The sequence below is a fragment of the Nitrospirillum amazonense genome (genome assembly GCF_029594735.1).
Lineage (GTDB): Bacteria > Pseudomonadota > Alphaproteobacteria > Azospirillales > Azospirillaceae > Nitrospirillum > Nitrospirillum amazonense.
The window spans coordinates 1,863,245-1,887,501 of sequence record NZ_JARPAF010000002.1; the positions used below are offsets into that span (position 1 = coordinate 1,863,245).

General features: G+C 66.8%; 22 protein-coding genes and 1 tRNA gene. 9 read left to right on the plus strand and 14 right to left on the minus strand.

The genetic code is table 11. From position 1 onward, the window contains the following. Positions 1–180: 180 nt before the first annotated feature. Complete coding sequence (locus P5F91_RS14565; RefSeq protein WP_277907495.1) at positions 181–765, plus strand: hypothetical protein; 585 nt, start codon at positions 181–183, stop codon at positions 763–765. Between the two features lie 23 nt (positions 766–788). Here the strand turns inward: P5F91_RS14565 and P5F91_RS14570 are convergent, their stop codons facing one another. Further along, a complete protein-coding gene (locus tag P5F91_RS14570) occupies positions 789–1,679 on the minus strand; it encodes a LysR family transcriptional regulator (RefSeq protein WP_277907497.1) in 891 nt (296 codons plus the stop codon). 108 nt (positions 1,680–1,787) lie between these two features. Here P5F91_RS14570 and attM point away from each other — a divergent pair, with 108 nt between their 5' ends. Next, positions 1,788–2,579 (plus strand): AttM family quorum-quenching N-acyl homoserine lactonase, encoded by a 792-nt coding sequence (gene attM / locus P5F91_RS14575; protein ID WP_145609275.1) that lies wholly within the window; start codon positions 1,788–1,790, stop codon positions 2,577–2,579. Here attM and P5F91_RS14580 read toward each other — a convergent pair. Then, a complete protein-coding gene (locus tag P5F91_RS14580) occupies positions 2,570–3,484 on the minus strand; it encodes an alpha/beta fold hydrolase (protein ID WP_145609274.1) in 915 nt (304 codons plus the stop codon). The genes attM and P5F91_RS14580 overlap by 10 nt on opposite strands. A 110-nt stretch (positions 3,485–3,594) precedes the next feature. Between P5F91_RS14580 and P5F91_RS14585 the strand changes: the two genes are divergently transcribed. The 3 genes from P5F91_RS14585 (at position 3,595) to P5F91_RS14595 (ending at position 6,764) form a co-directional block, all read left to right on the plus strand. After that, positions 3,595–4,050: a winged helix-turn-helix transcriptional regulator gene (locus P5F91_RS14585; RefSeq protein WP_145609273.1), complete on the plus strand. Its 456-nt coding sequence runs from the start codon at positions 3,595–3,597 to the stop codon at positions 4,048–4,050. 83 nt (positions 4,051–4,133) lie between these two features. After that, positions 4,134–5,948: a DUF4153 domain-containing protein gene (locus P5F91_RS14590; protein WP_277907498.1), complete on the plus strand. Its 1,815-nt coding sequence runs from the start codon at positions 4,134–4,136 to the stop codon at positions 5,946–5,948. Between the two features lie 192 nt (positions 5,949–6,140). Beyond that, positions 6,141–6,764 (plus strand): hypothetical protein, encoded by a 624-nt coding sequence (locus P5F91_RS14595; RefSeq protein ID WP_422394466.1) that lies wholly within the window; start codon positions 6,141–6,143, stop codon positions 6,762–6,764. Positions 6,765–6,770: 6 nt separating this feature from the next. Here P5F91_RS14595 and P5F91_RS14600 read toward each other — a convergent pair whose 3' ends face one another. Further along, the gene (locus P5F91_RS14600) at positions 6,771–7,697 is read right to left on the minus strand and encodes an AraC family transcriptional regulator (RefSeq protein ID WP_277907499.1); all 927 of its coding nucleotides are present in this window, start codon (positions 7,695–7,697) and stop codon (positions 6,771–6,773) included. 147 nt (positions 7,698–7,844) lie between these two features. On the opposite strand from P5F91_RS14600, the gene P5F91_RS14605 reads away from it, so the two are divergent. Beyond that, entirely contained in the window at positions 7,845–8,888 is a 1,044-nt protein-coding gene (locus P5F91_RS14605) for an SDR family oxidoreductase (protein ID WP_277907500.1), read from the plus strand. 40 nt (positions 8,889–8,928) lie between these two features. Here the strand turns inward: P5F91_RS14605 and P5F91_RS14610 are convergent, their stop codons facing one another. Together P5F91_RS14610 and P5F91_RS14615 are read right to left on the minus strand one after the other, a co-directional pair. Further along, positions 8,929–9,825 (minus strand): SDR family oxidoreductase, encoded by an 897-nt coding sequence (locus P5F91_RS14610; RefSeq protein ID WP_277907501.1) that lies wholly within the window; start codon positions 9,823–9,825, stop codon positions 8,929–8,931. Positions 9,826–9,843: 18 nt separating this feature from the next. Beyond that, complete coding sequence (locus P5F91_RS14615) at positions 9,844–10,737, minus strand: SDR family oxidoreductase (protein ID WP_145609267.1); 894 nt, start codon at positions 10,735–10,737, stop codon at positions 9,844–9,846. A 93-nt stretch (positions 10,738–10,830) separates the two neighbouring features. Here P5F91_RS14615 and P5F91_RS14620 point away from each other — a divergent pair, with 93 nt between their 5' ends. Further along, positions 10,831–11,673 carry a helix-turn-helix transcriptional regulator gene (locus P5F91_RS14620; RefSeq protein ID WP_277907502.1) on the plus strand — a complete coding sequence of 281 codons (843 nt, stop codon included), beginning with the start codon at positions 10,831–10,833 and terminating at the stop codon, positions 11,671–11,673. Here P5F91_RS14620 and P5F91_RS14625 read toward each other — a convergent pair whose 3' ends face one another. The 4 genes from P5F91_RS14625 to P5F91_RS14640 form a co-directional block, all read right to left on the minus strand. Beyond that, a complete protein-coding gene (locus P5F91_RS14625) occupies positions 11,674–12,873 on the minus strand; it encodes an MFS transporter (protein WP_145609265.1) in 1,200 nt (399 codons plus the stop codon). A gap of 431 nt (positions 12,874–13,304) precedes the next feature. Continuing rightward, positions 13,305–14,900 (minus strand): ABC-F family ATP-binding cassette domain-containing protein, encoded by a 1,596-nt coding sequence (locus P5F91_RS14630; RefSeq protein WP_145609264.1) that lies wholly within the window; start codon positions 14,898–14,900, stop codon positions 13,305–13,307. A 135-nt stretch (positions 14,901–15,035) separates the two neighbouring features. Continuing rightward, positions 15,036–15,123 (minus strand) — tRNA-Ser (locus tag P5F91_RS14635). A gap of 156 nt (positions 15,124–15,279) precedes the next feature. Then, on the minus strand, positions 15,280–15,921 hold the full coding sequence (locus P5F91_RS14640; protein WP_145609263.1) for an aspartyl/asparaginyl beta-hydroxylase domain-containing protein: 642 nt from the start codon (positions 15,919–15,921) through the stop codon (positions 15,280–15,282). A gap of 179 nt (positions 15,922–16,100) precedes the next feature. Between P5F91_RS14640 and P5F91_RS14645 the strand changes: the two genes are divergently transcribed. Further along, positions 16,101–17,951, plus strand: coding sequence for a DUF885 domain-containing protein (locus P5F91_RS14645; protein ID WP_277907503.1), 1,851 nt, complete (start codon positions 16,101–16,103; stop codon positions 17,949–17,951). 565 nt (positions 17,952–18,516) lie between these two features. Here the strand turns inward: P5F91_RS14645 and P5F91_RS14650 are convergent. Both P5F91_RS14650 and P5F91_RS14655 read right to left on the minus strand, forming a co-directional pair. Continuing rightward, on the minus strand, positions 18,517–19,677 hold the full coding sequence (locus P5F91_RS14650; protein WP_277907504.1) for a hypothetical protein: 1,161 nt from the start codon (positions 19,675–19,677) through the stop codon (positions 18,517–18,519). A 90-nt stretch (positions 19,678–19,767) separates the two neighbouring features. After that, positions 19,768–20,637: a LysR family transcriptional regulator gene (locus P5F91_RS14655; protein WP_145609260.1), complete on the minus strand. Its 870-nt coding sequence runs from the start codon at positions 20,635–20,637 to the stop codon at positions 19,768–19,770. 136 nt (positions 20,638–20,773) lie between these two features. Here P5F91_RS14655 and P5F91_RS14660 point away from each other — a divergent pair, with 136 nt between their 5' ends. Next, a complete protein-coding gene (locus tag P5F91_RS14660; protein WP_186454586.1) occupies positions 20,774–21,964 on the plus strand; it encodes a cupin domain-containing protein in 1,191 nt (396 codons plus the stop codon). Between the two features lie 71 nt (positions 21,965–22,035). Here P5F91_RS14660 and P5F91_RS14665 read toward each other — a convergent pair whose 3' ends face one another. The 3 genes from P5F91_RS14665 to P5F91_RS14675 form a co-directional block, all read right to left on the minus strand. Next, entirely contained in the window at positions 22,036–22,467 is a 432-nt protein-coding gene (locus tag P5F91_RS14665) for a hypothetical protein (RefSeq protein ID WP_277907505.1), read from the minus strand. Between the two features lie 85 nt (positions 22,468–22,552). Then, a complete protein-coding gene (locus P5F91_RS14670) occupies positions 22,553–23,014 on the minus strand; it encodes a hypothetical protein (protein WP_145609258.1) in 462 nt (153 codons plus the stop codon). Further along, positions 22,986–24,155 carry a hypothetical protein gene (locus P5F91_RS14675; RefSeq protein ID WP_145609257.1) on the minus strand — a complete coding sequence of 390 codons (1,170 nt, stop codon included), beginning with the start codon at positions 24,153–24,155 and terminating at the stop codon, positions 22,986–22,988. The genes P5F91_RS14670 and P5F91_RS14675 overlap by 29 nt, the downstream gene beginning before the upstream one ends. Positions 24,156–24,257: the final 102 nt, after the last annotated feature.

Below are 24,257 nucleotides of genomic sequence, written 5' to 3' on the forward strand. Positions count from 1 at the left end.
CCGCCCAGATAATAAGGACGCCCCGCAAGCCCACGTGTGGGATTGACGATGGCCGGTGTGATACTCCGCCGCCCCGGCGATTTCAACCCCGAAGCGCGGGCGCCCGCCCTGCGGGAACGAAAGGGGTCCCCCGCGCCGGGCGCTTGGCAGTGCCGGGCCCCCACGCCTATGGTGCGGCCCATGTTCGCCCCCACCGACCTTCCTGCTGAGCCCCCCCTGGCGGAGGCCCGCGCCGCGCTGGCCCTCAGCTATGCCGACCTGGGCCTGGCACCGCCGGCGATCACTGCCGTCGCCGCCGACGCCCTGCCGGACGTGGTGCGCCCGCGCCTGGACCATGTCGACGGCATGACCGCGGCCCTGGCCCGTCACGCCGGCGGCCCAGTCGGCGTCAATGTCCAGGCCCGCACCCGCGACCAGGCCCCCGGCCTCGATCGCCTGCGCAGGCTCGTCATCCTGGCAGCGCGCGCCGATGGCCGCCCGCTGGCATTGGGCCTGCTGAGCGTCGACCTGCTGGCCCTGCCCCCACCGGTGGCGGCGGAGGCGCTGGCGGAAAAGACGCCCTTCGGCACCCTGCTGTCCGATGCCGGCCTGCCCTTCCTCAGCCGGCCGCGGCTGTTCTTCACCCTGGCGGCCGACGCGGCACTGGTCCGCCTGCTGGGCGGGGCGGAAGGCGAGGCGCTCTATGGCCGCCTAGCCCACCTGGCCCTCACCCTGCCCGGCGCCGAGCGCCCCGTGGCCCGGGTGGTGGAAATCCTCAGGCCCTGAAAATCCTCAGGCCCTGAACAGAGTCACAGCAGCGCCGGCAGTTCCTGCCGCAGCAGGTCCAGCACCATCCGCACCTTGGGCGACACCTGCCGGCTGACGGGATAGAGCGCCTGCAGGTCGAAGCCCGGCACCGTATACCCGGGCAGCAGCGGCACCAACCGGCCCGCCGCCACATCCGCCGCGCACACCGGCGCCTGCAACACACCGATACCGGCCCCGCCCAGCAGCAGGGCGTGCGCCGGCCGCCAGTGGCCGAGGCTCATGCGTATCCGTATCGGCGCGGCGATGGCGGTCCCGTCATCGACCACCAGGGGCAGCCGGCCGTTGGCGAACAGGCCGCCGACCCGCACGAAGTCATGACCGCCCAGGTCCTGCGGCCCCGCCGGGGCGCTGTGGCGCGTTATATATTCGGGCGCGGCCACCAGCAGGCGGCGGACATGGCCCAAGGGCCGGGCGACGAACCCGCCCTCCCCGCTGTCCCCCAAGCGCAGGGAGAGGTCCACCCCCTCCGTCACCGGGTCCACGACGCGATCATTCAGCACAAGATCGATGTCGAGTTCGGGATGCGACTGGCGCAGGCGCAGCAGGATAGGCGGCAGCAGCACCTCGCCCACGCCATGGGGTGCCGCCAGGCGCAGGGTGCCGCGCAAAGGCTGGTCCCGGCCCACCGCGGCGACCGCGTCGGCCGCCGCCTCCAGGGTCTGCCGCGCGCGTTCATAGAAGACGGCGCCGGCATCGGTCATGGACAACGAGCGGGTGCTGCGCAGCAGCAGGCGGCTGCCCAGATGGGCCTCCAGCCGCTCAATGCGTTCGCTCACCGCCGGCTGGCCCATGCCGAGGTCGCGGGCGGCGGCCGACAGGCTGCCCCGCTCCACCACCCGAACATAGACGCGCATGGCCATCAGCAAATCCATGGAGACCATTCTATCGGATTTTCCGATGAAAATAATCAGAAGACCGCGCCTACCGACCAATATGCCGATGGCCGACACAAGGGAGCCCTACATTCCAAGGACTTCCCCATGAGCGATATCCGCCTCTACTTCTTCCAGTCCGGCACACAGCACTGCAAGACGCACGACATCCGCATGAATCAGGGCGGCGGCGCTGACTATGAGATCCCGGTGCCCTGGTTCCTGCTGACCCACCCCAAGGGCAACGTCCTGCTGGACGGCGGCCTGGCGGCCGAAGGGCTGCCGGATCCACGCGGCTACTGGGGCGACACGGTCGACCTCTTCCGGCCGGTGATGACGCCAGAACAGGGATGCGTCGCCCAGCTGGCGGCGCTGGGCCTGGCCCCGGGCGGCATCCGTTATGTCGCGCTGTCGCACCTGCATTCCGACCACACCGGCGCCATCGGCCGTTTCCCCCACGCCACCCACATCGTGCAGCGGCGGGAATATGAATACGCCTTCACCCCCGACTGGTTCGCCGCCGGCGCCTATGCCCGCCGGGATTTCGACCGCCCCGGCCTGGACTGGCGCTTCCTGGAGGGCGACGCCACCGATGGCCTTGACCTGTTCGGCGATGGGACCTTGCGCCTGGTGTCGACCCCCGGCCATTCGGTGGGCCACCAATCCTTCCTGGTCACCCTAACCCACAGCGGTGCCTGGCTGCTGGCGGCCGACGCTGTGTACACGCTGGACCATTGGAACGAGAAAGCGCTGCCGGGCTTCCTGGCGTCGGCCGTGGACACCGTCCGGTCCGTGGCCAAGCTGCGCGCACTGGCGGAGCGGACCGGCGCCACGCTGGTGCCGGGCCACGACCCGGAGGTGTGGCCCCGCTTCCGGTTGGCGCCGGGCTATTACGACTGACGCAGGAAATCGGCGATCAGCCGGGCGATCAGGTCCGGCGCGTCCTCCAGGCAGTAGTGGCCCACGCCGGGTAATTCATGCACGGCGGCGGCCGGGAACAGGTCGCGGAACAGCGGCAGGAAGTGCGCCCCCTGCAGGGTGCGGTCCGCCATCCCCCAGATGGCCAGCGCCGGCCTGGCGCGAATGGCGCGGATGGCGGCCGCGTCCGGCGCTTCGAACCGGTGCGCGCCGGTGGCGAAGCCCTTGGCCCAGCCGATGGCACCCAGGCAATCCGCCGGCGTGGCGAAGGGCGCGCCATAGGCTGCCAGCCAGGCATCGGTGATGAGGCTGTGGTCCTCGAAGCCGTTGAGTTTCAGCGTGCTGAGGATGGTGTAGCCCAACTGGCCCAGCACCGTTTCCAGGCTGCCGTCCGCCTGCGCCTTGAGTATCCACTGGAACCAGGGCGCCGTCGCGGCATTGGCCAACAGCCGGTCAACCTGGTCGGCTTGGCCGAAGGACACGGGGCCGTTGGTCGAGATCACCCGCTTGATGCGATCCGGATGGCGGGCGGCCAGCCCCATGCCCATCGGCCCGCCGAAATCGTGCAGCACCAGGGTGATGTCGCGCAGGTCCAGCGCCAGGACGAAGCGCTCCAGATTGTCGATATGATCCTGCAGCCAATAGCTGCGGTCCGGCGGCGTGGCGCTTTTGCCGAAGCCCATGTGGTCGGGCACCACCACGCGGTGCGTGGCGCTCAACGCGCCAATCAGATGGCGGAACAGGTAGCCCCAGGTGGGCTCCCCATGCAGGCACAGCACCACATCACCCTGCCCTTCGTCCACGTAGTGCATGGCGAAGCCCGGGGCGTCGGTGACATGGGGGGCGAAGGGAAAGGTGCCGTCGAAGGTGGCATCGGCGGGAATCATGGTGGTCGCTCCGATATGGTTTCAAGTTAAAACCATACGAGGCATAACGCTTGAGGTTTTAACTTGCAACCTCTATATCCGAACCATCATCGGCAGGAGGGAAAACCGCCATGGTCAAGCGTACCAGCCACCAGGACTCGCTATGCGGCGTCGCCCGGCCGCTGGACGCCATCGGCGACGGCTGGTCGCTGCTGATCATCCGCGACGCCTTCGACGGCCTGCGCCGCTTCGGGGAGTTCCAGAAGAGCCTGGGCCTGGCCAAGAACATCCTGGCCGCCCGCCTGCGCACCCTGGTGGACCATGGCATCCTGCAGGCGGTGCCGGCTGCCGACGGCGGCAGGCATCAGGACTATGTGCTGACGGCCAAGGGGCGCGGCCTGTTCCCCGTGCTGGTGGCCCTGCGCCAATGGGGCGAGGATCATTTCTTCAGGGCCGATGAGCCCCATGTGCGCCTGGTGGACAAGCGCGCCGGCCTGCCCCTGCGCCGCCTGGAACCCCAGGCCCATGACGGCACCCCGCTGGCACCGGAGGACACCGTGGTACGCTTTCCGGGGGAAAATCCCTAAACCCTGCATCGCTTCTGCACAAAAGGCCGCTTAAGCTGCGGCAACGACGAGGCGATGGGGTGGACATGGCGACGGACGGCACAATGGCGGCGACCGCACAGACGGCGGACCGCGTCCCAAACGTTTTCCTGATCCGCCTGGTGGTGGCCCTGGTCCAGGCCGCGGGCCTTTACCTGCTGGCGGAGGCGGCGACCAAGCCGGCGACCTGGCCCGCGACCGTGCCCGACCTGTTCACGCCCCTGCTGATGGTGTTCTCCCTGGTCCCCCTGCTGATCCTGCTGGGGGCGGGCCAGATCACCCGGCGGCCGCTGGCGCTTTGGATCCTGGTCGCGACCGTGATCGTCGCCGGCCTCGGCTATCATGCCGCAGCGCGCTTGCAAAGCTCCCTGCCCGCGATAGGTATGTCCCTGCTGCTCGGAAGCCAATTCGATTTGATATACGTGGCCGGCGGCCTGTTTATCGCCCACACGCTGGTGGTGGACGCCATCATCGAGCGGCGTTGGCGTCCCAGCTATCCGCGCCATTTTGACACGGCCTGGAAGCAAGGGGTACAGGCGGCCCTGACCGTGGTCTTCGTGGCTGTGTTCTGGGGTGTGCTTTATCTCGGCGCCGGCCTGTTCAATCTGCTGAAGATCACCTTCTTCGAACGGCTGATCCAACACGACTGGTTCGCCATCCCCGCCACCACCTTGGCCATCGCGGGCGCCGTGCACATCACCGACGTGCAGCCCGCCCTGATCCGGGATGCCCGCGCCCTGGCGCTCACCCTATTCTCTTGGTTGCTGCCGCTGCTGGCGGTTATCGTCGTGGGTTTCCTGGGCAGTCTGCCCTTCCTGTCCCTGCAGCCGCTGTGGCAGACCCATTTCGCCACCCGCCTGCTCATCATGGCGGCGATACTGCTGATCTTCCTGATCAACTGCTGCTACCAGGATGGTGCGGTGGAGCGCACCGCCATCGCCGCCAAGCGCTGGGCCGGCACCGTGGGAGCGCTCGCGCTTCTGCCCCTGGTGGCGCTGGCCGCCTGGGCGCTGGGCTTACGGGTCGGACAATACGGCTGGAGCGTGCAGCGCGTGGTGGCGGCGGCCCTTATCCTGGCCCTGGCCGTCTATACCGCCGGCTACGTCCTCGCCGTGGTGCGCGCGCCCAATCCGCGCGGGGCCCAGTGGCTGCGTTTGCTGGAGATCACCAACCATGTCTCCGCCCATTTGGTACTGATCCTGCTGCTGGCCCTGCTGACGCCTGTCGCCGATCCCGCCCGGCTGATGGTGGCCGACCAGATGGCCCGCCTGCGGGCAGGCACCCTGCCCCCTGAGAAGCTGGATCTGGTCGCCTTACGCTTCGACGGTGCCCGTTGGGGCCAGGCGGCGGTGGAATCCTTGCGCACCGCGACCGACAGCCGCTGGAGCGACGAGCAGCGGGAATCCCTGCACTCCGCCGCAGCAGCCGTGCAGATCAGGACGGACCGCTACGCCGCCCACGGCGACCGGCCGTCGACGGCAATGGAGCTGCTTCAGTATGTAACCGTCTATCCGGCGGGCCGTACCTTGCCTGCGGGCTTCATCAGCGCCTATATGGCAAGCGGGCACGTCCGCGACGGCAACGGGTGCGCCCGTGGGGATGCCGAATCCTGCAATGCCTTCCTGGTCAGGCTGCAACCGGATCTGCCTGAGGCTGTGATCATGCAGGAGAACGGGTACAGCGACGCCCTACTGTATCAACCGGACGAGGCCGGTACCTGGCATCTCACCGGCAATCTCATGCTCGCCCCTGGTTGCCGATCCATGCGCGATGCATTGAAAAATGGCCAGATCACCCCGACACCCCATGTCTTGCCGGACCTTATGGCGGGCGGCATCCGCCTGACCATCACGCCGGCCAGCAACAAATGCCCCGAATAGGGATTGCTGGCTGACGGGTCAGGAACATCCCCGCCACCAATCCGCTTCTGACAGGGGGGCGGCAACAGAGAGCTGGCAACCGGGGAGGCGTCGCTGCGCAATATCGACTTCAGCTCCTGGCAGAACGTCGTCGTCACACTGCTGGGCCTGGCGCTGGTCACCCTGATCGGCGTGGGCATCCGGCTGGTGGTGATGTCCACCGTTCAACAGCGGCGGGAGCGCATGAACCGCCAGATCAATGAGCGGCTGCGCACCCTGATCGCCGCCTATCGCACCCTGGGCGGGTCCTTCACCGGCGATCTCTCGGTGAATCCGGCCCATCTGCGCGACCTGCGGCCGCCCCCGCCGGTACGGGTGCCGGCGGACGGCGACAAGGCGGCCGCCGTACTGGACCTGACGCCGGAGAACGCCGGCGGGTCGGACCGGGCGCGGCGCATCCGCGACGCGGTGGAGGCCGCCCTGGCCGACATCCTGCTGCTGGGCACGCAAGAGCATGTGCGTCTGGCGGAGCGCGCGGCACGGGAACTGGTGGCCGGCCATCTGGTCCATACCCAGGAACTGGTCGTCTCCCTGCGCGCCTTCATCCGCCAGGCCCTGGACCTGGACCCCATTCCTCCTGGCCTCGACGTCCCCATGCAGGGCCCGGCCCGCCCCTCCGGCAACGGCGGCAAGAACAAGGACGACCGCCAGGGTGACAAGACCGGCGACAAGAACGGCGGCGGCATGGGGATGGGCATGGGGATGGGGATGGGCGGCAGCGGTGGGGGCGGCGGCTTCAGCTTCAGCGCCCCCGAGGAGCACGAGCACCCCACGTGACCCCGTTTAAGCCGGAATGCGGACGGCATCCCGGTAGGCCTTGGGCGATGCGCCGGTCACGCGCTTGAAGGCGGTGCTGAAGGCGCTTTCGGAGCTGTAGCCCAGCGACTGCCCGATCGTCGCCACGGGGGCGGCCCCCTCGCGCAACGCGCGTTCGGCCAGGCGCATGCGCCATTCGGTGAGATAGGTCAGCGGCGCCACGCCCGCCACCGTCCTGAAATGCAGCGCGAACGTCGTCCGCGACATGGCGCAAGCCTTGGCGAGCTCATCGAGATGCCAGGCGCGGGCGGGCTCACCATGCATCAGCCGGAGGGCGGGCGCCAGGCGGGGGTCGCCCAGCGCGCGCAACCATCCGGCCGGCATGGGCCCGGACGTCTTGAGATGGGCCCGCAAAATCTGGATGAACAGCAACTGGGCCAGTTGCGCCGTCACCAGTTGCGTGCCCGGCAGGTCGGCGCGCCGCTCCGCCACCAAGTGGTCCAGCAGCCAGCGGAAGGCCGTCGCCTGCGGTGAGGCCGCCGGCACGTGAATCCACGGCGGCAGGACATCCGCCAGCAGCCGCCCGCTGGCCGGGTCGAGCAGGACATGGCCGCCGATATGGGCGAAATCATCGCCCTCACCCACCGTCACCGGCGTCGTCCTGTCGGTGCGGGAAAACAGGCTCATGGCATCGACAGGCGCGACGTCCAGGTCACTGGCCAGCACGAAGGACCGTTTGGCCGACAGCAGGCCCACGTCGCCGGTCTCGAAATGAACCGGCGCCGCCTCGCCCTCGATACGTACCCAGCAACGGCCCTTCACCACGGCGAAGAACTTGATCTTGTCCGGGGCCGGGAACCGGATGGCCCATGCGCCGCCGCCCGTGAAGCCGCCGGTCACCAGCGATTCCGCGTTCGTGAGTTTAAGGATGTCGGAGAAAGGGTCGACGTTCATTTCCGAACTATTGCGAAAGCATTGCGTACTTTCAAGCATTCACAGTCCGGATGCTGCCCCCTACCTTGTGGGGGAAGACGGAGGGCGCCCGTTGGCTGGGCGTCGTTAAATCACCGCCCTCATCATCAGGCCCTCTCGGAAATCGACATGAATGACCAACTGATCCTCGTGACCGGCGGCACGGGTTTTATCGCCCAGCACTGCATCCTGGCGGCGCTGTCGGCCGGATACCGCGTACGGACCACCGTCCGCTCCCTGTCGCGGGAGGCCGAGGTGCGCGCGCACCTCAAGGTCGGCGGGGTCGAGGCGGGCGACCGCCTGACCTTCGTCGCCGCCGATCTCACCGCCGATGACGGCTGGGCGGAGGCCGCCGCCGGCTGCGCTTACGTCCTGCACGGCGCCTCGCCCACGCCGACGGGTGAGCAGGTCAGCGAGGACGATTGGGTCAGGCCGGCCGTCGAGGGCAATTTGCGGGTCCTGCGCGCCGCACGGGACGCCGGGGTCAGGCGGGTGGTGCTGACCTCAGCCTTCGGCGCCATCTGCGCCGGGCACAAGGCCATGGGCCGGCCGTTCAACGAGACGGATTGGAGCGACCTGACGGGCACCGTCTGGCCCTACCAGAAGTCGAAGACCCTGGCCGAACGGGCTGCCTGGGATTTCATCGCGCGGGAGGGGCGCGGGCTGGAGCTGTCGGCGGTGAACCCAACCGCCGTCCTCGGCCCCGTGCTGGGCGCCGACTATTCCCACTCCATCGGCCTGATCCGGAACATGATGAACGGGCAGCCGGGGTGCCCGAAGCTCAATTGCGGGATCGTCGACGTGCGGGACGTGGCGGACCTGCACCTGCGCGCCATGACCCATCCCGCCGCCAACGGCGAGCGCTTCCTGGCGATATCCGGTGAAAGCCTGTGGATGATCGATATCGCCAGGGTGCTGCGGCGTCGCCTGGGGGCCGCCGCCGCCAAGGTGCCGACGCGGGTGCTGCCCAACTGGCTGGTCCGCCTGATCAGCCTGAAAAATCCGGTGATGAAGGGCGCGGTCACCCTGCTGGGCGTCAACCTGAACGCCACCAGTGAAAAGGCGATACGACTGCTGGGCTGGGCGCCCCGCCCCGCTGAGGAAGCCATCGTCGCAACCGCCGAAAGCCTGATCCGGCTGGGCCTGCTTCCCAGATTGAAACAGGCGGCGTAGGGGCGGGAACGGACCTCCCCCCTGCGCCGCCCTATCCGCGTCAGTGACCGGGCAATTCCAGCCGCTCCAGGTCGCTGATCAGTCCGGGCCCGGTGGGGTGCCAGCCCAGCACCTCGCGCGTCCAGGCGCTGGAGGCCGGCATGTCGAGGCCGGCGAACATGGACAGCCAGCCGAAATGGGCCGGCGCCTCCTCCTGGGAAATGGACTTGACCGGCAGATCCAACCGGCGGCCGATGGCCGACACGATATCGCGGATCGCCACGCCCTCCTCCGCCACCGCGTGGTACTTCGCGTTGGGCTCGGCCCGCCCCACCACCAGCCGGTACAACCGGGCAACGTCCAGCACGTAGGCGGACGGCCAGCGGTTCAGGCCATCACCGACATACACGCATTCCCCCTTCTGTCGGAACATGCCGATGAGGGGAGTGATCAGACCCTGCGTCACCGGGTCGTGCACCTGCGGCAGGCGCACCACCGACACGTTGATCCCCTCCGCCGCCAGGGCGGCGGCCGCTTCCTCCGACGCAGCGCGGGGGTGGACGTTCGAGCCGACGATGGCGTTGCCCTCCTTCGCCGGCTCACCCGGCACCGTGTTGGCGATGGGGGTGCCGGAAGTGATGACCAGGGGGCGGGCGGATCCGGCCAGGGCCGAACCCAGGGCCCGGATCACCCGGCGGTCATCCTCGCAGTTGGCGACGAAGCGAGAGAAGTCATGGTTGAAGGCCAGATGGATGACGCCGTCGCACTGGGCAGCGCCGTTCATCAGGCTGTCCTCATCCTCCAGCGATCCGCGCAGCACCTCGGCACCGGCGGCGGCCAGGCCCGCAGCCTTCTCCTCCGACCGGCAGAGACCCAGCGCCTGGTGGCCGGCCGCGATCAGATCCTTCACCACGGCAGAACCGATGTTGCCGGTGGCACCCGTCACAAACACACGCATGGTCCGAATATCCTTATCTTAAACGGTGAAATAGGCGGGATGGTCGAGATCGGCCAGCAGGCCGGGCTGAGTCGGCGCCCAGCCCAGCAGGGCACGGGTGTGGGCGCTGGCGGCCGGGCAGTCGATGGCGGCGAAACGGGTGAACCAGCCGAAGTGCTGAGCCGCCTCCTCCGCCGTCTGGGAAACGACGGGAACGTCCAGCCGCCGGCCGATGACCGCCGCGATGTCCCTGAACGGCACGCCCTCTTCCGCGATGGCATGGAACGGGCCGCCCTCGGCCCCGCGCTCCAGCGCCAGGCGGAAAACGCGGGCCGCGTCGACGCGGTGCACGGCCGGCCAGCGATTCAGGCCATCGCCGATATAGGGGGAGACACCTTTTTCGCGCGCCAGCTGGATCAGGCGCGGAACAAATCCATGATCGCCGTGTCCATGAACCGAGGGGGCCAGCCGTACGGCGGTCACCTGCACGCCGCTGGCCCTCAGCGCGGCCGCGGCCGCCTCCGGATTGCGGGGGAAGGCCTCGGACTCCGGCCGGGTTGGGGTCTGCTCCGTGGCCAGGGTCCCCGGCGCCAGCAGGGCGACACCCGAGGCGACGACCAGTGGCCGGCCGCTACCCACCAGCACCTCACCGATGGCAGCGATGGCGCGCCGCTCGTCCGCGCCATTCTGCGCGAAGTTGGTGAAGTCGTGGTTGAAGGCCAGGTGGATGACGCCATCGGCCCGTTCGGCGCCGCGCTTCAGACTTTCCAGGTCTTGCAGGCTGCCGTAGTGAACCTCGGCACCGGCCGCGGCCAAGGCGGTTGCCTTGTCGGTCGAGCGGCACAGGCCCAGCACCTGGTGCCCCGCCGCGATCAGGTCGGCCACCACGGCGGCGCCGACCCAGCCCGTGGCGCCCGTCACGAATACACGCATCTGCGTAGTCTCCAAGTTTCGCTGAAGACAACTCTCGACGCCTGGCCTATCCTGGTAAAGTAGTGACCTTATCATAGTAAGATGGCTAACAGGATGAGCGAGCCGCTAACCGCCGACAGTCCGGGTGGCAACAAGCTGGGTGACTACCTGCGCGACCGGCGCACCAAGCTGGACCCCGCCGCCTTGGGCTTTCCGGCGGAGCGGCGGCGCACCGCCGGCCTGCGCCGGGAGGAGGTGGCGCAGCGCGCCAACATCAGCCCCACCTGGTACACGTGGCTGGAACAGGGCCGGGGCGGCGCCCCTTCCGCCGATGTGCTGGACCGCATCGCCCGCGCCCTGATGCTGACGGAGGCGGAGCGGGAGCATCTGTTCCTGCTGGGCCTGGGCCGCCCGCCCGAGGTGCGTTACCGCCGGAACGACAGCGTGACGCCCCGCCTGCAACGCGTGCTGGATGCGCTGGACCCCAGCCCCGCCCTGATCCGCACGGCCACCTGGGACGTGGTGGCCTGGAACCGGGCGGCCACCGTCATGCTGACGGATTACGGCGCGCTGCCGCCGGAGCGGCGCAACATCCTGCGCATCCTTTTCCTGGACCCGCGCGCCCGCGCCGTGCAGTACGATTGGGAAAGCGTGGCGCGTTTCGTCCTGGGCGCCTTCCGCATCGACGCCGCGCGGGCGGGGGCCGCCGCCGAGGTGGCGCCGCTGGTGGAAGAGTTGTGCCGCCTCAGCCCAGAGTTCGCCACCCTGTGGCGTGAGAACGGGGTTGTCAGCGCGCCGCATGAGGCGGTGAAGCACATCCGCCATCCCGTCATCGGCCCCCTGGCCTTCGAATACACGGCCTTCGCGGTGGACGGCCGGACAGACCTCACCATGACGGTCTACAACCCCGCCACGGAAGAGGACGCCCAGCGCATCCAATCGCTGATGCGGTCTTGATCACGCCGTCCCGGCCACCCGCGCCCGCCGCAGGTAAAGCGACAGGGCGACACCCAGCCCCGCCGCGGCCCCGCCCACCAGGAAGACGCTGCCATAGCCGGCGCGGTCGGCCAGGAAACCGACCAGGGGGCCCGTCAGGCCATAGGCCAGATCCTGGAAGGCGGTGAAGCCGCCCAAGGTCGTGCCGCGCAGGTGCGGGGGCACCAGGTGCACCACCTCCCGCCCCATGGACGGGAAGATCATGGAGCAGCCCAGGCCGGTCATGAAAGCGCCGGCCAGCGCGGGGATGGGATCGTGCGCGCTCCACACCAGGACCTGGCCCGCGGCCTCGACGGCCAGCGAGCCGGTGGCCACCAGCAATCCGCCGATGCGGTCCGGCAGGTGGCCAAACGCCACCCGCATCAGGACGAAGCCGCCGCCGAACGCCGTGAGGCCCAGGCCGGCGTGGTCCCACATCCGGTTCAGAAAATAGAGGGCGAAAAAGGCGCCGATAGCGGCGAAGCCGATGCCCTGCAGGCAGACGATCAGCCCGTGCAGCCAGATACGACCCATGACACCCAGGAAGGACGGGCAGGCGGCCTGGGGATGCGGGGCGATGCCGGCCAGGGGCCAGATCGCCAGCAGCCCCAGGCAGGGCAACACGGCGCTCACCGCCATGGCGCCGGCGAAGCCGGCATGGTCCAGCAGCGCCAGGCCGATGGGCCCGCCCACGGCCAATGCGCCGTAGATGGCGGCACCGACAAGGGACAGGACCTTGCCCGTGCGCTGTGGACCGGTGATGCCGATCCCCCAGGCGACGACACCGACCCCGGCGAAACTTTCCCCCAGGCCCAGTAGAACACGGCCGGCCAACAGGGTCAGGAAGGCCGCCACCGGCCTGTGCTGCAGCAGGCCCGCGCCCAGGGACACCAGGCCGCCCACCCCGTAGAGGACCAGGCCGCGCACCACGGCCGCCTTGGCGCCCCGCCGGTCGGACAGGCCGCCCGCCGGCCCCCGGCTGAGGATGGCGGTGAGAAAGGTCATGCCGGTGCCGAGGCCAGCCCAGGCATTGTTCAACCCCAACTGCCCGGTGACATAGACGGGCACGGCCGGAAGGGGGATGGCGACACAGAGGTAGGACAGGAAGAGGACGGCCATCAGCAGCGGCAGGCGCCGCTGCGCCGGATCAGGCGACGGATCACGCGATGAAATGGATGCCATGGGAATGCTCCGGGCTTTTGTCCCGGCCGGCGGCGCGTGCAAGGCAACGCACGCGCCCGCCCGGTCGGGGCGGTCGGTGCGTTGGTTGACGTTGAACGCTTACGGCCGCCTTGCGAGCGGCATCAGAATGGGCACGTCGCCGTGCCTTGGGGAAAATACGACGACTTCGTCGCATTCCCTAGTCGCATTGGCGGTGCGCCCTAAGCCTCCCCAAACAACCTTTTGTTTCCACTCTAGAAAAAGGCCTCCACCGCACGGCTGCCCGATGCCCTGCCACACCTGTTACGCAGCCGGTATTCAGCTTTTCGGAATGGGCCCCTGAGCTTCTGCCTCAGGGGTGTCCTACCCAAGCATCATCACAACACCCCTTCATCAAAAATATTAGAAAATCTTCATAGATCATTGTTATATAGCGATATTTTTCATGCCTCTCATCCAGTTTCTGAAGCGCCCAAAGCCACCCGTCGACTGATGCCGATGGCCTCCAGGAAGGCCGGATCATGGCTGACCACCAGCAGGGCGCCGTCATAAGCGCGCAGGCCGGCTTCCACCACCTCGATGGCGTCGATGTCCAGGTGATTGGTGGGCTCATCCAGAATCAACAAGGGTGGCGGCACCTCGCCCCCGAGCACGCAGGCGAGACCGGCACGCATCAACTCGCCGCCGCTGAGGCTGGCTACCCCTTGCAAGGCGGCATCAGCCCGGAAACGGAACCGGGCCAGGGCGGCACGGCAGGTGTTCTCGGTGGCCCCAGGGTTCAGGCGGCGGAAGTTTTCCAGGATGGACGTGGCCGGTTCCAGCAGGCTGACCCGCTGGTCCAGCAGGGCCAGGGCGGTGTGGGTGCGCACGGCTCCGGACCAGGGGGCCAGGCAGCCGATCAGCACTGCCAGCAGGGTGCTCTTGCCCGAGCCGTTGGGCCCCACGATGGCCACGCGCTCCGGCCCGGTCAGCATCAGGGACAGGCCATCCAGGATGGGGCGCCCGGTCTCATAGCCCGCCGTCACCCCCTCCAACGCCAGCACCACCTTCTGGGCCGGAAGGCGGGTGGAGGCCAGCGTGATCGACAGGGGCTGCAGCACCTCGATACGGGCGCGGGCGGCTGTGGCGGCATCCGCCGCCTCGGCGCCACGGGCATCGGCCAGGCGGGCACCCGCCCCGGCGCTGCGTTCGGCGTTGTCCTGACGCATGCCCAGCAGCAGGCGCGGCATGTCGCCCTTGTCCGCCTTGCGCCGGCCAGCGCCATCGCGCCGCGCCTGGCGCTCCAACGCCTCCTGCGCCCGCCGGGCGGCGTCGGCCACGCGTTTCTGCGCCTCATCCAGGTCATGCCGGGCCGCCGCCAGTTCCTGGGCCTTCAGGGCGCGGTAACGGCTCCAGCCCCCGCCATAGCGGGTGGCGCCCAGGGAGGTCAGCTCGACAATGGCATCCATGCGTTCAAGCAGGTCGCGGTCATGGCTGACGACGATGGCGCCAGCCTTCCACCCGGCCAGCAACGCCGCCACGGCGGCGCGCCCCTCCGCGTCTAGGTTGTTGGTGGGTTCGTCCAGCAGCAGGAAGTCCGGCTCGGCGAACACCAGGGCCGCCAGCGCCACCCGGGTGCGCTGCCCGCCTGACAAGATCGCCAACGGTGTGTGTGGCCCTACGTTCAGGCCCAGGCGCGCCAGCGCCGCGTCCAGCCGGGTCTCCAGGGTCCAGTCGGCCTCCGCCAACTCCTCCACGCCGGCCACCCCCTGCTCCGCCCGCCGCAGCAGCGCCAAGCCATCGGCCACGCCGAACAGATCAGCCACGGTCTCGTCGGCCCGCAGGTGCGCGCCCTGGCGCAACACGCCCAGGGTGCCCGACACGGTCACGGCACCAGCCTGCGGCGGCACCGCCCCGGCAATCAGCGCCAACAGCGTGGACTTGCCCACGCCGTTGCGCCCGACAAGGCCGGTGCGCTGGGCCCCGAAACTGAGGGAGAGATGGGAGAAAAGCGGGCGCCCGTCAGGCGTGGCCCAGCTGAGATCGGCAAGCGTGATGGTGGCAGGCATGATGGATATCCCCGAAAACGGAACGAAGGCTCGTCGTGTTCGGGCGGGAATCCATGAAGCACCATCCAGCTGGTTTGCACTGGCCACAACCCTAAGGATGGCAAAGCGCGATTTCAAGACCGGGTGTGGAAGGGATGGCGGATGGGGTGGGATTCGAACCCACGGTGAGTTGCCCCACGGCGGTTTTCAAGACCGCTGCCTTAAACCACTCGGCCACCCATCCGTCTTCTTCGCCAATGGCTTACCGAACGCCCCTCAGCCGAAGCGAGAGATTTTTCCATCCGGTTCCACCGACGGCCCGGGCCCTCAGACACCGGGAGGCCCATCGTCTAGCATTCCCTCGCGGCCCGCGTCCACACGGTTGCGGGGGGTGCCGCCATTATTCCTGGCCGCCGGTCCGCCAAGCCCGCACCAGGTTGCAGCATTTCTGCGCCAGCTGGATGCGGCGGAGCGGTTCGGCCGACAGCGCCGGCGGGAACAGGTGCGCCAGGGCCGGGGTGGCGTCGACGTCCAGGGCCAGGACGACGCGCTGTTCGGGCGCTGGGTTCTCGACCTGATGGGGGATGGAAAAGTCACCCGCCCAGGCCTGCCCGGGGGGATAGGCGGCCGCCTGATGTCCAATCCAGGTGACGGCAGCGGGCGGGACGGCGATGGGAATGAGGATGCGAGCCTCTTCCAAGTGCAGGGCTTGGCCATCGTAATGCCATTTCAGGATCTCCCCCGGCCCCTGCCGCAGCAGGTAGCAGCCCCGCACCCGCCAGTCCGCGCGCGCCAGGAGTGCAGCGACGGACGGCATCAAGGCCAATGCCGGCATCGCCACCGGCGCCCCATCCAGGCGCCGGTCCAGCAGCGGCACGGATGTCCAACCGTTGGTGCCCCCGAAACTGCCGCGCGCCTCGGCCGGCAAATCCCGGTCCAAGGTGGCGAAGTCCGCCTGAAGCGCGGCCACGTCCATCGCCATGGCCAACGGGCCGTGCAAGGTGAGCCCGCTGTCGCGCGTCAATTCCTGCCAAGGATGCAAGCCTGCCCCCGTCCCCACGCCGTCCGCCACCTTCCTGTTTAGCGGTTAAGCCGTCCGCCCGCCATGAGACAGGTCATCCGCCGGCACGCCCCCCGCGCCGGGCGATTTCCCCCTCGCGCCCCGCCCCGGGGCCGGGTACAAGCGGATCAGGCAGTTGCATACAATATCGGGAGCGAGACATGTCGGATATCAGCCGCCGCGCGTTGCTGGCGGGCGCCTCGGCCGTGGCCACCAGCCTGGCCCTGCCCTTCCCCGTCTGGGCCGCGGAGGCCACCCCGGCACCGGGCGACGCGGCCGCGGAAAAGCTGCTGGCCGACATTGCCGAGCGGCTGCTGGCGGAATATCCGGAAAACGCCACGGCGCTGGGCATCGACAAGGACGGGCGCGCGGCCCTGCACGGCCGCCTGACCGACCGCTCCGCCGCCGCCGACCGCGCCCGCGCCGCCTGGGCCAGCGAGACGCTGAAGACCCTACAGGCGGTGGACCGCGGCGCCCTGTCCGCCCCCCAGGCCCTGAACGTGGACGTGACGGAGGAGGCCTTCCGCACCGCCATCGAAGGCTGGCGTTTCCCCTTCGGCGATGTGGGCACGCTGTCCGGCCAGAACAGCTTCCGCAACACGCCCTATTCGGTGACGCCGCTGGGCGGCGCCTATGTCGACATCCCCACCTTCCTCGACACCCAGCACGCGGTGGAAACCGCCGCCGATGCCGACGCCTATCTGGCGCGGGTGGAGGCCTATGCCGGCGAACTGGCGGCGGAGGCCGAGCGCCTGGACCATGACCGTGGCGTGGGCATGGTGGCACCGGACTTCGTGCTGGACATCATGCTGGGGCAAATGGTGCCGGCGCGGGCCGAACCCATCGCCCAATGGGGCTTGGTGGAATCGCTGCGGCAGCGCGCCGCCAAGGCCAGGCTGCCGGAGCGCTACGCCAAGGAGGTGGAGGCGCTGTGCGCCACCAAGGTGGCGCCGGCCCTGGACAAGCAGATCGCCGCGTTGAAGGCCCAGCGCGCCGTGGCGGTGGCGGAGCCCGGGGTGTGGCAGCGGCCGCAGGGCGAGGAGTATTACGCCTGGGCGCTGAAGGCCGGCACCACCACCACCCGCACGGCGGAGGAGATGCACGCCCAGGGGCGCGAGCAGATCGCCCAGATCCAGGCGGAGATGGATACCCTGCTGAAGGCCCAGGGCCTGAGCCAGGGCACGGTGGGGGAGCGCATGACGGCGCTGAGCAAACGCCCGGACCTGCTGTTCACCAACGACGATGCCGGCCGCGCCAAGCTGCTGGAATACCTGAACGGCCGCATCGCCGACATCCGCACCCGCCTGCCCCGCGCCTTCGCCACCCTGGTGAAGGGCAATCTGGTCATCCGCCGGGTGCCGCCCGCCATCCAGGACGGCGCGCCCAACGGCTACGCCTCGGCCGGCAGCATCGACGGCAGCGTGCCCGGCTACTATTACATCAACCTCAAGGACACGGGCATCTGGCCGCGCTACTCCCTGCCCACGCTGTGCTATCACGAGGGCATTCCCGGCCACATCTGGCAGGGCGAGTACGCCAACCAGCTGCCCCTGATCCGCACCCACTTGGCCTTCAACGCCTATTCCGAGGGCTGGGCGCTGTACGCCGAGCAGCTGGGCAACGAGCTGGGCGCCTATGACGGCGACCCGCTGGGCAAGCTGGGCTTCCTGCAGTCCATCGGCTTCCGCGCCTGCCGCCTGGTGGTGGACACCGGCATTCACGCCAAGCGCTGGGGCTTCCAGCAAGCGTTGGACTGGTTCCACGCCAACACCGGCATGCCGGTGGCCCAGCTGCGTAGCGAGCTGAACCGCTACTGCGCCATGCCGGGCCAGGCCTGCGGCTACAAGATGGGCCACAACCAGATCAACATGCTGCGCAAGAAGGCCGAGGGTGCGCTGGGCCAGCGCTTCGACCTGAAGCGTTTCGACGACGCCCTGGTGCTGTCAGGCAACGTGCCCCTGACCCTGCTGGAACGCATCGTCGACCAGCACATCGCGGCGATGAAAGGCTGAGGCTGGACGGGCGGCGGCTGGAGAAACCTGGCCGCCGTCCCAGCTAGGCACGCCATTGGCTCAAGTCACACGCACATGACCAAAGAACGAGCCGTGGGTGATTGAAAAAGTGATCCGAATAAGGGCTTCCTAGTCAGATTTATTGACGTCACGCACAAGATACAGATCCATGCAAATCTGAAAATAGTATCCAAGTATGGCCATGCGCGATCTGGCCGCCGTCTCATAATCCCCCGCTATTTCGACGTCATCCATCTCCATGACATGAGAGAGCATATCGTTCATGCTCATTTCCCTTGGATCGCACGTCCCTAGCGCACCTAACGCCCTCAACAGATCCTGATTGGCCCGACGATAGTCTTGGTGCCCGAACGACATTCTAGCCCAACTCCAGTACTGCATGATCCGCTTAAACTGGGCCGGATCTATCGTGGGAATGGTGGGATCATCTCCCCGATGTGCGTCCCCGTCAGCGCTGCAGCTTGGCCCACCGCCACCTGCCGACGCGCCGCCCGTTGGCTGGCAGATAAGGGGCAGGGCCATGATAGCAGACCACAAGGCTGCTTTAGCGGACTTCCGGATAGATGCGGCGCAAGACGCCATGATCACCCTCATAATAAGCAAGACCATAGTTTTTGGCAGCCTCAACATTCGCTATCCTATTGGCTGTATCACTAGGATATCCAAGCTCATTCATCAAATATTTTACTCTGTCATCTTGATATTTTATCACATTTTCATAACTATCAGATCGGCGCGTCTGTTTTGTTTTTAGGAACATGAACTGTTTGTCGCCACTTTGAACAAGGGAGAAATTGATCGGGTTGTCGAGAAGAACCTGCGTATCGCCGCCGCTGAATGATACCCCCACCCTTCCATCGTCATACGGGTGGGTATGGGTTGTTCCGAGAAGGCTGTAATGTGTCGGGTCCTTGACCTGAAGGTCTGGCCTGAAATCCCGACAAGTGACACCCTTCCCGTCCTTGTTCTGAAATTCCAGTGCTCCATCTTGCCGGGCCACCACAGTGGCGCCGTGCTCCCTGACCTTTTCGCCTGTTTCTAAACACCGCGGCGCATTTGGCTGTGACAGAGGCGCCAAGCTTTCCTGCCAAAGCGAATTGTTCGCCTGCTCAATGTCATCGGCGAATCTGAACACCGGCGGGGCGTGATACGGGTTCGCTGGAATGGCGAAATCGGACGCGGTCGAAACAGGCGGAAGCGCCTGTGCTTTGGGAATGTCCGCGTCCCTCTTCTTCGGCTTGGTTGCCGCTTCCCGCCCGCTCGACGCGGCTGGCTTTGCCTCGACCGGCCCACCCGCCTCCCGCTCCCCACCCTCGCCGTCCGCCCAGCGCCCATGCCAGTCGCGGGGTTGGTCGGGGCTGTACTTCGCCAGATTGTCATTGGCCCGGGCAAGGCGAACGGCGGCATCCCAGTCCAGTTCCGGCAGGCGCAAGTGCACCGCACGGATCATGGCCTGAACCAGGTCGCCCCGGTTCAGCGCGTCGGCGATCTTAACCAAACTGGGCAGCACGGCGGCGTGCGGCCCGATGCCGGCACAGGCACGCTTCAGGAGAACCGACACCTCCGCCACCGGGCGGGCCTGGAAGCCGCCGGCGCCCTTGGCCAGCAGGGGCACACCGGCCAGGGCGAGACCTTCCGCCGTGCAACTGACGCCCAGGCCACCCGGGCCGTTGCTCAGGCGGTACCGACGTTGCCAACCATCCATGCCCGCTCTCCCGGTTGATGGAAAAGCATCGTATGTTCCTATTTTGTTCATGTCAACCAATGCGCGAGCGGACCGGAGAAAAACCGCCCGTCACGCCGCCGGTGGCAGCGCCATCTCCGCAGCCGCTTTGGCACGGATGGCATCGGACATTTCCGTCAGGAAGCGGCGGTCGCGCGCCTTCCTTTCCAGGATGACGAACTCCAGGGCGCCCAGGGACGGCAGGCGGGGATCGGGCGCACAGGCCTGCACGCCGGCCGGCAGCAAGCGGCTGGAATGGGCCATCATGCCCACCCCCATGGACGTGGCCGCCGCCAGGCCGTTCAAGTCGCCGCTGGTGCAGGCGATGCGCCAGGGCACGGCCGACCGCTCCAGCGCCGTCAGGGCCATGAAACGGGTGATGCTGGGCGGCGGGTACAGCACCAGTTGCGCCTCGTCATGGCGGAACACCGGCGCCGCCGTGGCCGAGGCCCACACCACCTGGTCGCGGAACACCAGTTCCCCCCGATCACCGTCCGGCCAGCGCTTGCACAGCACCATGTCCAGGGCGCCGTCGTCGAACATCTCCGTCAGCGTGCGGCTGAGGGCGATGGTGAAGTCCAAATCCACCTCGGGATGGCCGACCATGAAGCAGCGGATGATGTCGCGCACCCAGCCCATGGCCAGATCCTCGCAGGCGCCGAAACGGAACAGCTGGCGCTTGGTCGACTGGGTGAAATGGCGCCTCGCCCGCTCGTTCACCTCCAGGATGGAACGGGCGAACTCCAGCATGGCGCGGCCATGCTCGGTCAGGGCGTTGGAATGGGTGTCGCGCTGGAACAAGCGCTGGCCGGCGAACTGTTCCAGTCGCTTCACATGCTCACTGACGCTGGATTGCGACAGGCCCAGCTGGCGCCCCGCCTCCGAAAAGCTCTTCACCTCGGTGATTGCGACAAATGTACGCAGGTGAAGGGGGTCCAGCATGGCGCCTCATCGGGATTTTCGATCACCGTTATCTAATCATCAGAATTCCGATTTACCGATCCCAAGTCAATAGTGAGGTCGCGAATACAAATCATCGCCTGGCGAATACCGGGCGTATGGTAACGGGAGGATATTGATGTCTACGAACCGGCGCGGTTTTCTGGGCGCCGCGGCCTTGGGCGCCAGCGGCATGGTCACGTTCCGCAGCGTGGCGGAAGCGGCGGACAAATTCATGGCCAAACCCGGCGACGGCGGCTTCGGCCGCAACGCCGTGCCCCTGCCCCCCGGCGACACCGTGGCCTACCACGACCCGCAGGACGTGGGCGCCATGCCAGACTTCAAGTTCTCGCTGGACGGCAACAAGCCCAAGGTGACGACGGGCGGATGGGCCAAAGAGGCCACCGTCCACCAGTTCCCCATATCCAAGGGCATCGCCGGCGTGCACATGTTCCTGCAGCCCGGCGCCTCGCGCGAGTTGCACTGGCACGCCATCGCGGCGGAATGGGCCTTTGTCATCGAGGGCCGCTGCCAGACGGTGGTGATCGACCCCTCCGGCGCCAGCGAGATCAATAATTTCGAGCCGGGCGACCTGTGGTACTTCGCCAAGGGCCACGGCCATTCCATCCAGTGCATCGGCGACAAGCCCTGCCACTTCATCCTGTCCTTCGACAACGGTGCCTTTTCCGAGCACGGCACCTTTTCCATCACCGACTGGGTGGACGTGACGCCGAAGGAAATGCTGGCCCTGAATTTCGGTCTGCCCAAGGACGTGTTCGACGCCTTCCCCAAGGGCGAGACCTACATCCAGTCCGGCCCCATCCTGCACGCGGCCGACGCGTTGGAGGCCCCCTGGCCCAAGGAATCCACCCACAAGTTCCGCCTGCTGAAGGACCCCAAGGCGGCGCGCGACTTCGACGGCGGCACCTTCCGCCTGGCTACGGTGGATGAGTTCCCCGCCTCCCACACCATGTCGGGCGGCTACATGATCCTGAAGCCCGGCGGCATCCGCAAGCTGCACTGGAACGTCAACGCCAACGAATGGCACTACTACCTGCGCGGCCGGGCCCAGGTGGCCCTGTTCGGCTCCGGCGGGCGCGGCAAGGTGGCGGAGTTCGGCCCCGGCGACGTCGCCTACATCCCCATGGGCTTCGGCCACGCCATCCAGAACGTGGGCACCGAGGACGTGGAGATGATCCAGACCTGGGACAACGGCAAGTTCGAGGAGATCGACCTGGACAAATGGGTCCAGTCCAGCCCGCGCTACCTGCTGTCCAACAACTTCACCGGCGTGCCGGACAAGACGCTGAGCCGCATGAAGCAGACCTGACGGGCGTAAGCAACATCTGACGATGGACGGCGGGGCGGCTCCGGCGGGGCCGCCCCTTACCCTATGCGGCATTACCGATATTTCGGCTCGACCTCGCACAGCGCGAGCCGTCGCTCCAAGGCGTTCCCATAAAGCAGGGCGGCATTTCTCACATTTCCCGCCCGCTCATCATCCTTCGCCAACATTATCCTTTCATCGCTGTGGTCCAACAAGGCGGCGTAGCCATAGTCATTGTAAGATCCACCGAGGGCTTCTATGCCCGACTTAAGGTCCTGGAGCGCACTGTCGTAGTTTCCGATCGATATGTCCTGCTGCCCTTGAGCCTGCAGCCGCTTGGCGCTTAGATATTCATCCCGCGCCGCACATGGCGTCTGTATTTTTTCCCGTATATCAGCAGCAATGTTTAGCCAAGGCCCACGGTGCTGATGCCCCTGCACCAGCACCACGACCGTCACCGCGACACAAAAAAGGCCGCTAAGGATAAACGCGATGAAGCGTACCATTGCGGCCCTCATAATAAGCGAAACCATATTTCGCGGTTGCAGACGGCGGGGCGATTTCGAGGGGCCACCCCGCCCAATACCCCATTCACTGACTCTCCGCGCCCTGGGGAGGGTCCCGATTCTCGGTTTGCCTAAGGAAATCCTCCATACAGTCACCAAAGTAGCTTTCAAGAAGCCCCATTCTTATTCTGGCGGCCATTTCAGATTTCCCTTTTTTCTCGACATCGTCGGCTTCCATCTCGTGGAATACAGAATCATCCTCGACAATTTCATACTTACTACAGGTTCCTAGAGCACCCATCGCCCTAAGCAATTCCTGATTTGCGCCTCGATAGGCTTTGTGCCTCATGGCGGTTCTGGCCAGGCGCCAATACCACATCACCCGTCTAAATTGTTCCGGATAAATTGTGACGCCCTTAACACCTCTTGTCGCATCAACACCGGGATATGCCCAACAAAAATCTCTTGCATGGGCCTGTCCGATTAAGACCATCATGATGGCTATACTTGGAGCCATCTTACGGATAAACGCGAGATAGCTTGCCATTGCTTCCCTCATAATAAGCGAGATGATATTCCCTTGCTGCTTCCACGTTCGCGATGCTGCTGGCCCGCGCCATGGAGAGGCTTGGATTATCCTGTCTCAACTGGTGAATTCTCTTATCTTGATCATTTATAACATCGTAATGATTAAATAACTTTGGCGTCTGCTTTGTTTTCAGAAGCAAAAACTGACTTTCTCCACTTTGCAAAAATGAGAAGTTAATCGGCTCACTCATCAAATAATTAACATCATTACCACTAAATGAAGCGCCTGTGGCACCACTATCATAGGGATGCGTGTGCGCAGTACCCAGCAGTATATATTTATCTGGCTCTTTCAAATTGAGATCCGGCCGAAACTTCCAATCCAAAACATCTTTTCCTCGTGGCAGACCGCCTTCATTCTGAAACTCCAGGATGCCGTCGTCTTTCCTGGCAACGACGGTGGCTCCTTCCTCAACGACCCACTCCTTCCTGCCGCCAGGGGGCTTGGCGCCATGCGCAGCCAACAAAGGCGCCAGGCTTTCCTGCCAATAAGCATGGACCCCGTCGTTGAAGCTCTGCGCAAATGTAAAATCTTTAGGTGCGGCTGCCGGCGTCGCCGGGATGGCAAAATCGGGCGCGGTGGAAACGCGGAGAAGCGGTTGCGCTGTGGGGGCATTCGCCTCCTTTTTGCCAGGCTGGACAGGCGTTTCGTGCCCGTCGACATCCCTGGGCTTCGCCTCGATCGGCTCCCCAGCCCCTGCCACACCGCCCCCAACCGTCCAGCGCCCATCCTCATCGCGGGGCTGGCCAGGGCGGTACTTGGCCAGGTTATCGTTAGCCCGCGCCAGGCGGACAGCGGCGTCCCAATCCAATTCCGGCAGGCGCAAATGCACGGCGCGGATCATGGCCTGGGTCAGGTCGCCCCGGTTCAGCGCGTCGGCGATCTTGGTGAGGCCGGGCAAGACGGCGGTACCCGGCTCCGCGCCGGCGTAGGCGCGCTTCAACAATACCGCCACCTCGGCCGCCGGCCGGGCCTGGAAGCCGCCGGGGCCCTTGGCCAACAGGGGGACACCGGCCAGGGCCAGGCCCTCGGCCGTGCAACTGACGCCCAGGCCGCCAGGGCCGTTGCTCAGGCGATACCGACGCTGCCAACCATCCATGCTCGCTCTCCCTGTTGCTGGAAGAGCAGCATGCGTTCTTTTTTTGTTCACGTCAATCTAAAGGCGAAGGGGCCGGCCGTTCTCGCGTTACGACCGCCCCTC